The 13,632-nt window shown below is 73.7% G+C and carries 13 protein-coding genes; 9 read left to right on the forward strand and 4 right to left on the reverse strand.

Going from position 1 to position 13,632, the window contains the following annotated elements; translation table 11 throughout:
• Positions 1 to 15: 15 nt before the first annotated feature.
• Both AB0G56_RS13105 and AB0G56_RS13110 read right to left on the reverse strand, forming a co-directional pair.
• Positions 16 to 447 carry a response regulator gene (locus tag AB0G56_RS13105; protein ID WP_360968031.1) on the reverse strand — a complete coding sequence of 144 codons (432 nt, stop codon included), beginning with the start codon at positions 445 to 447 and terminating at the stop codon, positions 16 to 18.
• 3 nt (positions 448 to 450) lie between these two features.
• Entirely contained in the window at positions 451 to 810 is a 360-nt protein-coding gene (locus AB0G56_RS13110; protein ID WP_360968033.1) for a hypothetical protein, read from the reverse strand.
• 120 nt (positions 811 to 930) lie between these two features.
• Between AB0G56_RS13110 and AB0G56_RS13115 the strand changes: the two genes are divergently transcribed.
• The 3 genes from AB0G56_RS13115 to AB0G56_RS13125 all read left to right on the forward strand — a co-directional run bounded on the left by AB0G56_RS13115 (position 931) and on the right by AB0G56_RS13125 (position 4,904).
• Positions 931 to 2,652 carry an ATP-binding protein gene (locus AB0G56_RS13115; RefSeq protein ID WP_360968035.1) on the forward strand — a complete coding sequence of 574 codons (1,722 nt, stop codon included), beginning with the start codon at positions 931 to 933 and terminating at the stop codon, positions 2,650 to 2,652.
• Positions 2,649 to 3,860 (forward strand): SpoIIE family protein phosphatase, encoded by a 1,212-nt coding sequence (locus AB0G56_RS13120; protein WP_360968038.1) that lies wholly within the window; start codon positions 2,649 to 2,651, stop codon positions 3,858 to 3,860. The genes AB0G56_RS13115 and AB0G56_RS13120 overlap by 4 nt, the downstream gene beginning before the upstream one ends.
• Before the next feature lie 321 nt (positions 3,861 to 4,181).
• On the forward strand, positions 4,182 to 4,904 hold the full coding sequence (locus AB0G56_RS13125; protein WP_360968041.1) for a hypothetical protein: 723 nt from the start codon (positions 4,182 to 4,184) through the stop codon (positions 4,902 to 4,904).
• 138 nt (positions 4,905 to 5,042) lie between these two features.
• On the opposite strand, the gene AB0G56_RS13130 is transcribed toward AB0G56_RS13125, so the two are convergent.
• Positions 5,043 to 5,759, reverse strand: coding sequence for an SDR family oxidoreductase (locus AB0G56_RS13130; protein ID WP_360968043.1), 717 nt, complete (start codon positions 5,757 to 5,759; stop codon positions 5,043 to 5,045).
• An 82-nt stretch (positions 5,760 to 5,841) separates the two neighbouring features.
• Between AB0G56_RS13130 and AB0G56_RS13135 the strand changes: the two genes are divergently transcribed.
• From AB0G56_RS13135 to AB0G56_RS13150, 4 genes are all read left to right on the forward strand, one after another.
• On the forward strand, positions 5,842 to 6,651 hold the full coding sequence (locus tag AB0G56_RS13135; protein WP_360968046.1) for a helix-turn-helix transcriptional regulator: 810 nt from the start codon (positions 5,842 to 5,844) through the stop codon (positions 6,649 to 6,651).
• 209 nt (positions 6,652 to 6,860) lie between these two features.
• Complete coding sequence (locus tag AB0G56_RS13140; RefSeq protein ID WP_360968049.1) at positions 6,861 to 8,048, forward strand: sensor histidine kinase; 1,188 nt, start codon at positions 6,861 to 6,863, stop codon at positions 8,046 to 8,048.
• A complete protein-coding gene (locus AB0G56_RS13145; protein WP_360968052.1) occupies positions 8,045 to 8,707 on the forward strand; it encodes a response regulator transcription factor in 663 nt (220 codons plus the stop codon). The genes AB0G56_RS13140 and AB0G56_RS13145 overlap by 4 nt, the downstream gene beginning before the upstream one ends.
• A 624-nt stretch (positions 8,708 to 9,331) precedes the next feature.
• Positions 9,332 to 9,634, forward strand: a complete 303-nt coding sequence (locus AB0G56_RS13150; RefSeq protein WP_360968055.1) for a hypothetical protein — start codon at positions 9,332 to 9,334, stop codon at positions 9,632 to 9,634.
• A gap of 91 nt (positions 9,635 to 9,725) precedes the next feature.
• Here the strand turns inward: AB0G56_RS13150 and AB0G56_RS13155 are convergent, their stop codons facing one another.
• Positions 9,726 to 10,667 carry a MurR/RpiR family transcriptional regulator gene (locus AB0G56_RS13155; RefSeq protein ID WP_360968058.1) on the reverse strand — a complete coding sequence of 314 codons (942 nt, stop codon included), beginning with the start codon at positions 10,665 to 10,667 and terminating at the stop codon, positions 9,726 to 9,728.
• 211 nt (positions 10,668 to 10,878) lie between these two features.
• Here AB0G56_RS13155 and AB0G56_RS13160 point away from each other — a divergent pair, with 211 nt between their 5' ends.
• Together AB0G56_RS13160 and AB0G56_RS13165 are read left to right on the forward strand one after the other, a co-directional pair.
• Positions 10,879 to 12,003: a BadF/BadG/BcrA/BcrD ATPase family protein gene (locus tag AB0G56_RS13160; RefSeq protein ID WP_360968061.1), complete on the forward strand. Its 1,125-nt coding sequence runs from the start codon at positions 10,879 to 10,881 to the stop codon at positions 12,001 to 12,003.
• A gap of 2 nt (positions 12,004 to 12,005) precedes the next feature.
• Positions 12,006 to 13,577: a sodium:solute symporter gene (locus AB0G56_RS13165; RefSeq protein ID WP_360968064.1), complete on the forward strand. Its 1,572-nt coding sequence runs from the start codon at positions 12,006 to 12,008 to the stop codon at positions 13,575 to 13,577.
• The last annotated feature ends 55 nt before the right edge of the window (positions 13,578 to 13,632 follow it).

Here is a 13,632-nt window from a genome sequence, read left to right on the forward strand (position 1 = left end):
CCCCGTGCTCCCCGCCTACTCCTTCGGGGGCTTGACGGCGATGTCCAGGTAGAAGGCGTCGATGCTGCGAACCGCCGCCTCGAACTCCTCCAGGTTCACCGGCTTGGTGACATAGGCGTTGGCGTGGTGGTGGTAGGCGCCGGTGACGTCGTCGGGCGCCGCGGACGTCGTGAGGACGACGACGGGGATCGTCCGCAGGTCGGCGTCCTCCTTGACGACGGCCAGGAACTCCCGGCCGTTCATCCGCGGCATGTTGAGGTCGAGCACGATCAGATCGGGGCGTTCGTTGCCCGGGTCGCGCAGGTAGTCCAGGGCGGCGATGCCGTCGGGGACCTGGGTGAGGTTGCGGGTGCCTCGCTCGGCGAGGGCGTCCTGGATGAGCATCGCGTCGGCGACGTCGTCCTCGACCAGCAGCACGTCGTAGGGGCGGGTTGCGGCGGCAGCCATGATTCACGAGCTCCGGGGTGTGGGACGGTGGGCGGGATGTGCGCTGGTGGTGATCAGCCCGGGCCAGCGGCGCCGGGCTCCTTGCCTGCTGATGCTGACGGCCCGGCCGATCTCGGGATAACCGGCTCCGCTGGCGGCCGCGGTGAGCGCCGCCTGGTCCTCCAGACGCCGGACGGCCTCCTTGACGCCGCTCAGCACCCGCAGACGTTCGAGCGCCCGGCTGCGGGACTGGGCCGCGTCGAGGGGCTCGGCCGGCGGGTCGACGGTGTCCGGTGCCAGATGCCGGGCGAGTTCGTCCACCATCTGAGTCACCAGCGCGACCGTCTCTCCGGAGGGCTGGGGAGGGGGGACGGAACCGGGCATGGGCCCAGGCTACGGCGTTGATCTCCCCTGGGACAACATACGTTGTCGGACCCTGGGTACAGTGAGCTTGCCGTGCGCCTGACCGGGGCCGGGACGACCGAGGGAGAGACACGAACCGGGATGCGAAGCAAGCCGACCGACACCGGAGGTGCGTTCGCCGGCTGGACCACCCGGCGCTGGCTGCGGACAGGGGTCGCCACCGCGTCGATCGTCCTGGCGGTGCTGGGGTCGCTGGGCGGCTGGGCCATGTGGCGCACGTCGCAGATCACGGCCGACCTGGTCGACCGGCGTTCCGCCGCCCTGATCCAGGCCATGCGCGTGGAACAGGGACTCGTCAACCAGGAGACCGGGGTGCGGGGGTACGGCCTGTCGGGCCGCGCGGACTTCCTCCAGCCGTACGCCCAGGGCTTGAGCGAGGAGAAGGCCGCCCTCGGACGGCTGCGGCCCCTCGTCGAGGGCGACCCCCGGGCCGCCGCCGACCTGGCCGAGGTCGAGAAACTGGCCGGGACCTGGCAGCGGCGCATCGCCGACCCCGTTTCGGGCGCCTCCGCCGCGGACGCGGTGAGACTCGCCACGGACCGGGCGGCGGAGGGCAAGACCTCGTTCGACTCGCTGCGGCGCGCGATGGCCGGTCAGCAGGCCCATCTGGACGGCGAACGCGCGGCTGAAGCCCGGCAGCTGCGGCAGGCGGAGACGCTGCGCAACTGGATGTTCGCCGTCATCGCCGTCCTCATCGTGCTGCTCGCCGTCCTCGTCTTCGAGGGGCTGCGCCGCGGCATCACCGGCCCGCTCAGCCGGCTGGGCGCGGACGCCCGTGACGTCGCGCGGGGCCGTTTCGACCTCTCCCTCACCGGCACCGGACCCGCCGACCTGCGCCGGCTCGCCGCGGACGTGGAGTCCATGCGCCGCCGCCTGGTGGAGGAACTCCAGGTCAGCGAGGAGGCCCGGCAGCTGGTCGACGAACAGGCGGAGGACCTGAAGCGGTCGAACACCGAACTGGAGCAGTTCGCCTACGTCGCCTCGCACGACCTGCAGGAACCGCTGCGCAAGGTGTCCAGCTTCACACAGCTGCTGCAACGCCGGTACGGAGGGCAGCTGGACGACCGGGCCGACCAGTACATCGGGTTCGCCGTGGACGGCGCCAACCGCATGCAGAACCTCATCAACGACCTGCTGGCCTTCTCCCGGGTCGGCCGGGTGCACAACGACCACCGGTCCGTCGACCTGGAGGAGATCGTGGGCAGGACGCTCGACGACCTCAGCGTGACCGTCGAGGAGACCGGCGCCGAGATCACGCACGACCCCCTGCCCACCGTCGTCGGCGACTCCACCCAACTGGGCACGCTCTGGCAGAACCTGCTGTCCAACGCCATCAAGTTCCGCAGCCCCGACCACACGCCGCACATCCACATCAGCGCCGCACGGGACGGCGACACCTGGGAGTTCGCCGTCAGCGACAACGGCATAGGCATCGCTCCCGAGTTCCAGGAGAAGGTCTTCATCATCTTCCAGCGCCTCCACACCAAGGACGCCTACCCGGGCACCGGCATCGGCCTGGCGATGTGCAAGAAGGTCGTGGAGTTCCACGGCGGGAGCATCGGGATCGACCCCGCCTACAAGCTGGGCACCCGCGTCGTCTTCACCCTCCCGGTCGCCGAGACCGAGACCGAGGCCGGTGCCGAGGCCGGCAACGGTGCCGAGGCCGGTACCGCATCCGAGGCCGAGGCCGGTAACGGTGCCGAGACCGGTACCGCATCCGAGGCCGGTACCGCTTCCGAGACCGGGGCCGCCTCGGAGAACGAGACCGGGACCGCGTCCGTGGAGAGAGGGACGCAGCCGTGACCGACCAAGCCACGGGCCGCGCGGACCGGTTCAGCATCGTCCTCGTGGAGGATGACGACGGCGACGCCCTCCTGGTCGAGGAACTCCTCTACGACACCGACCTGTCGTACACCCTCACACGCTGCCGCACCGCCGCCGAAGCACGCGCCGCGCTCGCCACCCGCCCCGCCGACTGCGTCCTGCTCGATCTGCACCTGCCCGACGCGACCGGAGTGGAGACGGTCCACGCGATCGAGGCGGACACCCGGGCCGCCATCATCGTCCTGACCGGACTGGACGAGCCCCGCGCCGGGGTCGACGCCCTCGCCGCCGGTGCCCAGGACTACCTCGTCAAGGGCAAGGTCGACCCCGACCTGATGCAGCGCGCCGTCCGCTACGCCATCCAGCGAAAGCAGGCCGAGCGCGCCAACGCCGCCCTCCAGATCGGACGCCTGCGCGCCGAGGAGAACGCCCGCCTCGAACGCGGGCTGCTGCCCGAACCCCTGCTGTCCTCCACCGCCGTCACCGCGTCCTCCCGCTACTACCCGGGCCGCGCTCAGGCCCTGCTCGGAGGAGACTTCCTCGACGTCGTCCAGACCGACGACGGGCAGGTCCACGCGATCATCGGGGACGTCAGCGGCCACGGTCCCGACGCCGCCGCGCTCGGCGTCTGCCTGCGCATAGCCTGGCGCGCCCTGACCCTCGGCGGCCACCGTGACCAGCACCTGCTCCACCTGCTGGAACAGATCCACATCGCCGAACGCACCGGCAGCGACCTGTTCGCCACCTGCACCCTCATCACCCTGGACGCGGACGCCGGCACCGTCACCCTGCACCTGGCCGGCCACCACGAACCCCTCCTCGTCACGGCCGACGGCACCCGGCAGGTGACCGCCGCCCACGGCATCGCCCTCGGCATCGCGCCCGGAGTGGGCAAGTGGGCCGCCACCACCCTCGCGCTGCCCGCCCGCGGAGCGCTCGTCGCCTACACCGACGGGCTCATCGAGGGATTCGCCGACAGCACCGACGAACGGCTCGGCGTCGAGGGCCTGCTGGGCATCATCGACACCCTCCAGGCGCCCGACCCCGGCACCCACCTCGACCAGCTCATCGCCCGCACCCGCACCCTCAACGCCGACCGGCACACCGACGACCTGGCCGTCCTGCGCCTGGACTGGGACCTCACCGCGTCCGGCCTCCGCAGCGGCACCTGGCGCGCCGAGCGGTAGCGACGGGCGGGAGACGAGGGCGCCGACGGGGCTGAGGACGCCGAGGGCGCCGAGGGCGCTGAGGGAGACGAGACACTGGGGGCCGGGGGTACGAGGGGCACGGGGGAGCCGCTGGTCACCGGTGTGATCCGGTTCCGGCGAAGCCCTCGTTCCGTTTCCTGTCGCACTCCCGTGACAGTTCGGGCGACAAACCGTCGAAGCAGGCTGCCTATGCTTCAGGTGTCGCCGCCCCCCACCCTCACCGACCACCGGACACCGACCGGTGAGAAGCGGCATGAAGTCCTTCGACCTTCTCCGTCTGCGTCTCCAGGAGCCACTTTCATGCCCACCGTGTTCGCGCGCCGTTCCGTCCTCGCCGCCGCCGTCCTCGCCACCGCCCTCGGCGCCACCGCCGCCCTCCCGGCCGCCTCCGCCGCGGCCGCCGGCCGGACCGCCCACGCCGCCGTCAGCACCGACCCGGGCGCCCGCTACGCGGGCAAGGCCGTCTCCATCGGCCCGAACCTGGTCGCCGTCCTGCGCAACGACCCGAAGGCGGGCGGCCCCGAGGCGTGGATCCGCGCGGTCTCGGCGAACTGGAAGCCCGGTGACGCCTACATGTCCCGCGTCCTGACCGAACTGGACCGCGGCCACCTCACGGCCAAGCAGGGCAACCTGTCGCTGAAGCTGACCGGCGTGGGCGGCTCCGCCCCCGCGCTGCAGGTCCACAGCGACAAGGGCGCCACCAAGACCTACGCGCTCCCCAAGGTCGGCTCGCCCGACGCGCGGGGCTGCACGATCGTCCACGAGGCGTCCATCGGCGCCGGAACCCTCGCCGTGCTCAGCAACGGCCCCGCCGGCCCGCGGGCCTTCTTCGAGGACGCCGACGACCACACCCGGTTCGCCGGCGTCGTCGACCGCAGCCACCCCGCCCTGCCCAAGAGCGCCGGGTTCCTCGCCCGCATCGTCGACCCCAACGGCCCGGCGCCCAAGCTCGTCACCAACATGGAGGGCGGCGGCCACCCCGCCACCACGACCGCATTCCCGGCTCCCGGCTGCGTCAAGTGACCCGTGGCGCACCGCGCGCCTGAACCGGGCACCGGCCGGGTACGGCCCCCTGCTTCGCCCGAGCCGAGGGGGCCCGGCCCGGTCACGCCCGCGGGATCGCGTACCGGGCCCGCCCGTGCCGTGGTGACCAGCAGGTGGTCACCACGGCACGGGCGTTCCGTCCCAGGAGAAGAACGCGCCGCTCGGGCCGTCGTCCGGCAGGAGCGCCAGCCGTACGGCACCCCGAGCGGCCTCCGCCGGATCCCCGCCGGCCGCGGCCGCACGGGCGTTGAGGTCGGTGGCCCGCAGGCCGGGGGCGAGGGCGTTGACCTTGAAACCCTCCCCGGCCAGCGTCTGGGCGTACAGGACGGTGAGGGCGTTGAGGGCGGTCTTCGACGACCGGTAGGCAGCCGCGCCGCCGCTGCCCGGGGCGAACTGGGGGTTCGGGTTCGTGCTCCAGGTCAGTGACCCGGTCCCGCTGGACACGTTGACGATCCGGGGGTGCGGGGAGCGGCGCAGGGCGGGCAGGAAGGCGTTGGTGACCGCGGCGACCCCGAACACGTTGGCCTCGTACGTACGCCGGAACTCATCCGTGCCGGTCTCGGTCGGCGGGGCCGGTGAGGGCGAGATGCCCGCGTTGTTGACCAGTACGTCGAGGCGGTCCACCTCTCCCGTGGCGGCGGCGATGCTGTCCGGGTCCGTCACGTCGAGGACCAGCAGCCGCGCCGCGCCCCCCATCTCCTCGACGGCCCGCCGCCCGCGCCCGGCGTCGCGGGAACCCACGTACACGGCGAAACCCTCCGCCACGAGCAGCCGGGCGATCTGCGCTCCGATGCCCTTGTTGGCACCGGTGACCAGTGCTGTGCGATCGTTCATGACAGCCACGGTCCCCCGGCGGCATCCGCCGTGCCAGGGACAACCTGTACCAGGCTGTACCGGGCGAGCGGGAGGAGCGGTCATGGCGCGACAGGAACTGGCCCGTTTCCTGCGGGAGCGCCGCGCGGCCCTGCGCCCGCACGAGCTGGGCCTGCCCGCCGGGCTCCCGCGCCGCACCCCGGGGCTGCGCCGCGAGGAGGTGGCGGAGCTGGCCCACATGTCCGTCGACTACTACACGCGGCTCGAACAGGCCCGCGGCCCCCGCCCGTCGCCCCGCATCCTCGACGGGCTGGCCCAGGCCCTCCGCCTCGCACCGGCCGAACGCAGCCACCTGTTCCGCCTGGCCGGCACGAGCGCGCCGCCGCCCGCCACCGGCGCCGTACGGCGCGTGCGCCCGCACGTGGCCCGGATGCTCCGGCGCCTGCCGGACACCGGCGCGATCGTCACCGACGCCACCTACGGCGTCGTCGCCTGGAACCCGCTGGCCCAGGCCCTGCTGGGCGGCGACCTCGCCACGGGCGCGGTGAACCTGGCCCGCCGCCGGTTCCTCGCCGAGGGACCGGCGCGCGAAAGCTCCAGCGAGGAGGAGTTCGGACACATCGTGGTCGCCCGCCTGCGCCGGGCCGCCGACCGCTACCCGCACGATCCGCGGCTCGCCGCCCTGCTGGACCGACTCCAGGCGGACAGTGAGGAGTTCCGTCACCTGTGGGAGACGCGTCCGGTGCACGCCCCGGGCCACCGCACCAAGGTCCTCGACCACCCGACCGCGGGCCGGCTGCGTCTGAACTGCGATGTCCTCCTCGTCCCCGACGACGACCAGGAGGTCGTCCTGATCACCGCCGACCCCGGCTCCCCCTCGGCCCGGACCCTGAGCAGGCTGGCCGCACACTGAACACGCTCCGGCCGCACGTCCCCGATTCCTGCGACACGGCCCGGCGTCCTTCAACCCCCGGGCGTACGTCCCCGGGCCGATGCCGCCGCGTCGGCGGCTGGCTAGCCTGACGGCATGGACGCCACACCGACAACGCCGCCGTCCGCGTGCCCCGCACCGCACGGCGGCCCCGCGCCCCGCGCTCTGCCCGCCGAGGAGACGCACCGCCGATGACCGGTTCGAAGGCCATGGCCTGGGCGGGCGGAGTGCTGTACTTCCTCCTGATGACCCTGCTCGTGGGAGGGGCGACACATGCCTCGGGCGTCGCCCACGCCGTCGGGGCACTGCTCGCCGCGACCCTGCTCGCCGGCACGGTACGCCGCATGCCGTCGCTGGCCCTGGCCCTGACGCTCCTGGGGTCGGTCGCCGTGCTGGCGGGCCCCGTCGGCTCCCTGCGGGCGAGCCACGAGGTGGCGTTCCAGGCCCGGTTCCTGTCCTTCCTCGCGGTCGACCTCGTCCTGGCGTTCATCGTCGCCACCCGTACCAGGCGGGCGTCGACCACCGCCGTGACCGTGACGTTCCTCATGGAGGCCGCCCTGGTCAGCGGCTATGCGCACGGCAACGACCTGCTCGCCGACGGCGTGATCGCCCTGCTGGCCCTGGCCGCGTCCTGCATGGTCGGTCTGCTGGTGCGCGAGCGCCGCACACACGCGGTGGCGCTGCGCACGCAGGAGGTGGCCGAGGCGGTGACGGCCGAACGGCTGCGGATCGCACGGGAGTTGCACGACATGGTCGCGCACAGCATCGGCATCATCACCATCCAGGCCGGGGTCGGGAACCGGGTCATCCGGACACAGCCCGCGGCGGCCCGCGAAGCGCTGCGCGCCATCGAGACCACCAGCAGGGAGACCTTGTCGGGCTTGCGGCGCACCCTGGTGGCGCTCCGCCGGGCCGACCTGGCCGACCCGGGCGGGGCGGCGCCGGGAAGGGCGGCGCTCGCGCCCTCACCCGGACTCGACGACCTCGAACAGCTGGCGGCGGCGACCGCGGACGCGGGCGTGCGCGTCGAGGTGCGCCGCAGCGGCGAACGGCGCCCCCTGCCCGCCGACATCGACCTGTCCGTCTACCGTATCGTCCAGGAGGCGCTGACCAACGTGGTCCGCCACGCGGGCACCGGGAGCTGCCGGGTGACCGTCGACTACGGGGACGAGGAGCTGTCCGTGGAGATCGTCGACGACGGGCGCGGCGCCGCCGGGGACGGCCCGGCGCACGGCTTCGGTCTCGTCGGCATGCGCGAGCGGGTCGGCCTGCTGCACGGCCGGCTCAGCGCCGGGCCGCGCCCCGAGGGCGGCTTCCGGGTGGCCGCCCGGCTGCCGCTGCCCGAACCCGCCGCGGTCCGGGCGGCGGCGGCCTCGTGACCGTCCGTATCGTGCTCGCCGACGACCAGCCGCTGGTGCGGTCGGGACTGCGCGTGCTCGTGGCCGACCACCCCGACCTGGAGATCGCCGGGGAGGCCGCCACGGGCGCCGAGGCGGTCCGGCTGGCCGTCGACCTCGTGCCCGACGTCGTGGTGATGGACATCCGCATGCCCGGCATGGACGGCATCGAGGCCACGCGCCGCATCACCGCAGGCGCCGGGACGACCCGCGTGCTCGTCCTCACCACGTTCGACGAGGACGAGTACGTCTACGGTTCCCTGCGGGCCGGTGCCAGCGGCTTCCTGGTCAAGGACATGGCGCTCGACGACATCCTCGCGGCGATCCGCGTGGTCGCGGCGGGCGACGCACTGATCGCGCCGAGCGTGACGCGCCGTCTGATCGCGGACTTCGCCGGCCGCCCCGCCGCTGCACCGCGGCGCCCCGCCCGTGCGGTCGAGGGCCTGACCGAACGGGAACGGGAGGTGCTGACCCTGGTCGGCCGCGGCCGGTCCAACACCGAGATCGCGCAGGACCTCTCCATCACCGTGGCCACGGCCAAGTCGCACGTGTCACGGCTGTTCACCAAGCTGGGCGCCCGGGACCGGGTGCAGCTCGTGATCACCGCCTACGAGACGGGACTGGTCGGGCCGCCTGAGTGAACCGGCCAACCGCCGTGCGCCAGGCGGGCAGGGCCGCGGCCCGGCCGGTCGGACGAGCAGCGACGGCTGGGGGAGGGCGGCGTGGTGGTGGGCGGCGAGGCGAGGCCGGCCCGGCCCAGCCGCGGTCCATGGGCTGGTAGAGGCTGAGCGCTCGGGGCCGGCCGGTCCGTTCGAACGCGCCGGCGTGGACGTCCAGGTCGCCGCCCAGCCCGGCGAAGACGGGCGTCCCAGCCGTGGCCGGCGACCACCGCGGACTCCTCGCCGGCGGCGCGCACCACCGAGACGCCGTCACCACCAGGCCGAGCATCCGGTACGCGGCCGTCGCGGCCGGCCCGCAGGAGCGGTCGTGACCACCGACGTCGACGGTGACCGCTCCGTGTCCCACGGAGCGCGGACAGTCGGTGGCGCCAGGAGCAGCGGGACTCCGGGAAGCCGTGACGAGCGGCACCAGTGGCCCGCTTCCCTCCTCCACGACGCCTCCCTCCACGCCGCCTCTCCCGTTCCTCGCCTCTGCCGCTCCATCAGGTGAAGAGCCGGGCGGCGGCGCACGGGAGGTTGACGCGGGCGTGACCGCGCGGCGGCGGGCGGCGTTAGGCCGCTCCCGTCCGGAAGGAAGCCCGCCTCATGAGCGCCCCCGCGCCCTTTCCGCGTATCGTCACCGCAGCCGTCGGCGTCCTCGCCGTCCTCGTCGCCGCCGGGGTCGTGGCGTTCACGTCCGGCGGTGCCGGAGGTCGTGCCGCCCCGCAGCCCGGACCGTCCCGCGCACCGATGCCCGGGCCCGCTTCGGGACCGTCCTCCCGCCCCACCGGCCGGCCCGCGGTGCCGACGCCGGAGGCGAGCTGCCTGCTCTACGACTTCGAGTGCCAGGCGGCAGGAGGCGAGGGCGGCCCGGTGCCGCAGCCGTCCACGGCGGCGGGCGGCACGTGAGCCGTCACCTCACTTCTTCAGGGCGATCGGCACGGCCGGCCGGCCCAGCCCCGCGACGATCGCCGCCAGGACCACCACAGAGGCCGTCTGATCACTCGGCGGGCGGCGTGCGGTGGCCCTGCTGCGGGCGCCGGTGACGCTGGACGGCCCCGTAGGTCTTGTGCAGCGCCGCGGTGGTGGCGTCGAAGGAACGCTGCGCGACGCCGACGAACAGGCAGTCCACGACGGCGAGTTGGGCGATGCGGCTGACGGTCGCGCCGGACCGGAAGGGCGCGTCCCGGGCGCGGGTGGTGAGCACGAGGTCCGCGCTCCGCGCCAGACTGGAACGCGCGAAGTTGGTGAGGGCGATGGTGGTGGCGCCCCGCTCGGCGGCCGCCTGGAGCGGCTCGACGGTGTCCTCCGTCTCCCCGGAGTGGGATATGGCCACGGCGACGTCACCGGGCCCGAGCAGCGCGGTGGCGGTGAGCGCGGCGTGCCGGTCGGTCCAGATGAACGCCATGTGGCCGATGCGGTGCAGCTTCTGGTGCAGGTCCTGGCCGACGAACGCGCTGGCGCCGACACCGAAGACGTCGATCCGCCGGGCCCCCGCCACGGCGTCCACCGCACGCTCCAGCACGTCGATGTCCAGCCCGGCCCCGGAGTCCTCCAGGGCGCGGACCTCGTTGTAGACGACCTTGCCGACGATCTCGCTCAGCGTGTCGGTCGGGCTGATGTCGCCGGCCGGCACCCGGCGTTCGCCGCCGAGGGCGTGCTCGTGGGCCGCGGCCGCGGCCAGGGCCAGGCGCAACTGGGGGTAGTTGGGGATCCCGATGGCCCGGGAGAAGCGCATGACCGTGGCGACCGAGGTGTCGGCCCGACGGGCCAGCGCGCTGATGGAAAGCTCCGCCGCCTGCGCCGGGTCGGTCAGCACCGCGTCGGCCACCCGACCCTCGGAGGGCGCGAGGGACGGCAGCGACGTGCGGATGCGCGCGAGTATCGCGGCGGGTGACGCGTCCTGCGCCACCGGTGCGCAGGTCGACTTCGAACGGGCCATGGGCCGTTGCCTCCTCAGCGGATGGCCACAGGGTAAGCACGCCCGGGCGGCGCGTCAAAAAGTTACGGGTTCAGTTGCGTGAGGTTACTTATTGACATGTGGAGGGCGGCCTTCTGATACTCGCTGGACCGCGATCCGCGCCGATCACCGGCCCTGTGGCCGTCCGTGACCGTCCGACGCGACGGATCCCGCAGACACGAAGGCGTGTTGGATGACATCAGCAGTGGCCGTGGACCTCGGCAAGACCGGCTGCCGTGCCGTCCTGTGGGACAGCGCCGGTCCCGCCGGGGACGCCCCCGGGGTCCACGAGGTGCCAGGCGCCCCGGGCCTCGCCGCCGACGGCGGAGTGGCGGCGGCCCGCGCCGCAGTACTGGCCGCCGTCCTCCCCCTGCTGGGGCGCCAGCCCCGTACGAGAGCGGCGGCCGTCTGCGTGGGGGCCGCCGGGGCGGCCTCCGCCCCAAAGGCGGCCCGCGCCCTGGCCGAACTCCTCCTTGCGGACCTTCCCGCCGACGAGGTGGCCGTCACCAGCGACGCCGTCACCGCGCACGCCGGCGCTCTCGGCGGGCACCCGGGAGTGGTCCTCGCGATCGGCACCGGTTCCGTCGCCATCGGCATCGGGGACGACGGATCGTACGCCCGCGTCGACGGCTGGGGCCCCTGGCTCGGCGACGAGGGCAGCGGCGCCTGGATCGGTGCCGCCGGGCTGCGGGCGGCGCTGCGCGCCCACGACGGGCGGGGCCCGGACACCGCGCTGCTGGCCGCCGCCGTCGAACGCTTCGGCGACCCCGACCGGCTGCCCGGGGCCCTCGGACGCGAGGGCAACCCGGCGCGCACCGCCGCCTCCTTCGCCCCGGACGTCGCGCGCACGGCCGCCGCGGGGGACCCCGCCGCCGGCGCGATCGTCCGGGCCGCCGCCACGGCCCTCGGCGAGGCGGTCCTCACCGCCGCCCACCGCATCGACGCCGAGGCCCGTCCGGCCGGCGACGCCACGGACCGCGCCGCCCACCCGGCAGACACGACCGGCGCGACCGGCCCGACCGGTACAACCGGCGGCTCCGGCGGCCGCCGCGCCCTCCCGCTCACCGTCGCCGTCACCGGCGGGCTCACGGGGCTGGGCGAACCGCTCCTCGGCCCGCTGCGGTCGGCCCTCGCCGCCGCCCCCCGTCCGTTGCACCTGCGGCCCCCGCTCGGGGACCCGCTGGACGGCGCACGCCTGCTGGCGCTGGACGCCGCCGCACCGCACGAACCCCATGTCGCCCGCGTACGGCGGACGACGCTCCTGCCCACCGCCCCCACCCGGCCGGCGGTGACCCCACCGGCCCCTGCCAAGGAGTGAGCGTGCGCCAACTCGACCTCGTGGTGGTCGTCGTCTACCTGGTCGCCATCGCCGTGATCGGACTGCGGCTGGCCGGCCGGCAGAGAACGTCGAAGGACTACTTCGTCGGCGAGGGCCACATGCCGTGGTGGACCGTCTCCTTCTCGGTCGTGGCCACCGAGACGAGCGTGCTCACCGTGATCAGCGTCCCCGGCGGCGCCTACAGCGGCCAGGGCTTCGGCAACGTGGAACTCGCGCTGGGCTACGTCGTAGGCCGCGTCGTCGTGGCCACCGTCCTGATCCCCCTCTACAAGCGCGGCGGCTTCGTCAGCGCCTACCAGTACCTGGGAAGCAGGTTCGGACTGAAGCTGCAGGGGCTGGCCTCGGTCACCTTCGTCTTCACCCGGCTCCTCGCCGAGGGCGTGCGGCTGTTCGCCTCCGCCATCCCGATCAAGCTGCTGCTCGACGAGTTCGGCGTGCACGCGAGCTTCCGCACCATCATCGTCGTGCTGACCGTCATCACCGTCGTCTACACCTACCTCGGCGGCATCAAGGCCGTCATCTGGACCGACGCCATCCAGATGACCCTCTACCTGGGCGGCGCGGTCCTCGCCCTCGCGGTGCTGTCCTCCCACGTCGGCGGCGCCGGCTTCGCGGACGCCCTGCACGCGGGCCGGTTCCGGCTGTTCGACACGGACTTCGGCCTGGCACACATCCTCACCAGCCCCTTCGCCCTGCCCACCGCCATCATCGGCGGCGCCATCTTCGCCATGGCCAGCCACGGCTCCGACCAGCTCATCGTCCAGCGCATCCTGGCCACCCGCACCCTGCGCGACGGCCAGAAGGCCATGATCGCCTCGGGTGTCTTCGTCACCCTCCAGTTCGCCGCCTTCTCCCTGGTCGGCGCGTTGCTGTGGTCGTACGACCAGGGCAGGAGCTTCACGGACCTGGGCCTGGCCAGTTCCGACAACCTCTACCCGGACTTCATCCTGCACGGCCTGCCCGTGGTGATCTCCGGCCTGATGGTGGCCGGCATCCTCGGTGCCGCGATGGGCTCGCTGTCCTCCGCCCTGAACTCCATGTCGAACTCGACGGTCGCCGACATCATCCACAGCTTCTTCCGCACCGCGCCCTCCGAGGAGACCCTGCTCAAGCTCGCACGGGTGATGACGCTCGTCTGGGCGGTGCTCATGGCCGTCTTCGCCTGTGCCTTCAGCACCAGCACGGGCAACGTGTACCTCACCGGCCTGACCATCGCGGGCTACACCTACGGCGCCCTGCTCGGCGCCTTCCTGCTCGGACGGCTCGTCAGGCGCGCGGGCGAGACGGACTCGATCGTGGCGTTCCTGGTGACGGTCGGCGTGATGACGTACGTCGTGCGCGAGGTGAAGATCGACGTCACCACGGCCGGGACCACCGTGCCGACGTCCATCGCCGCCCAGTGGCTGGTGCCGCTCGGCGTGGTGATCACACTGGCCGTCGGCGGGGTGCTGAGCCTGTTCCACCGCGCTCCCGACCTCCAGCACGGCACCGCGGACGACGACGAGCCGGACGCCGGCACCGGCCGCCTCACGACAGCCGCCGGCCGGGAGTGACAGCACACCCCCCGGCCCCCACCACCCACGAGGAGAAGCCATGCCGCACCCCCAC

Source organism: Streptomyces sp. NPDC021356 (assembly GCF_040641015.1).
Taxonomy (GTDB): Bacteria; Actinomycetota; Actinomycetes; order Streptomycetales; family Streptomycetaceae; genus Streptomyces.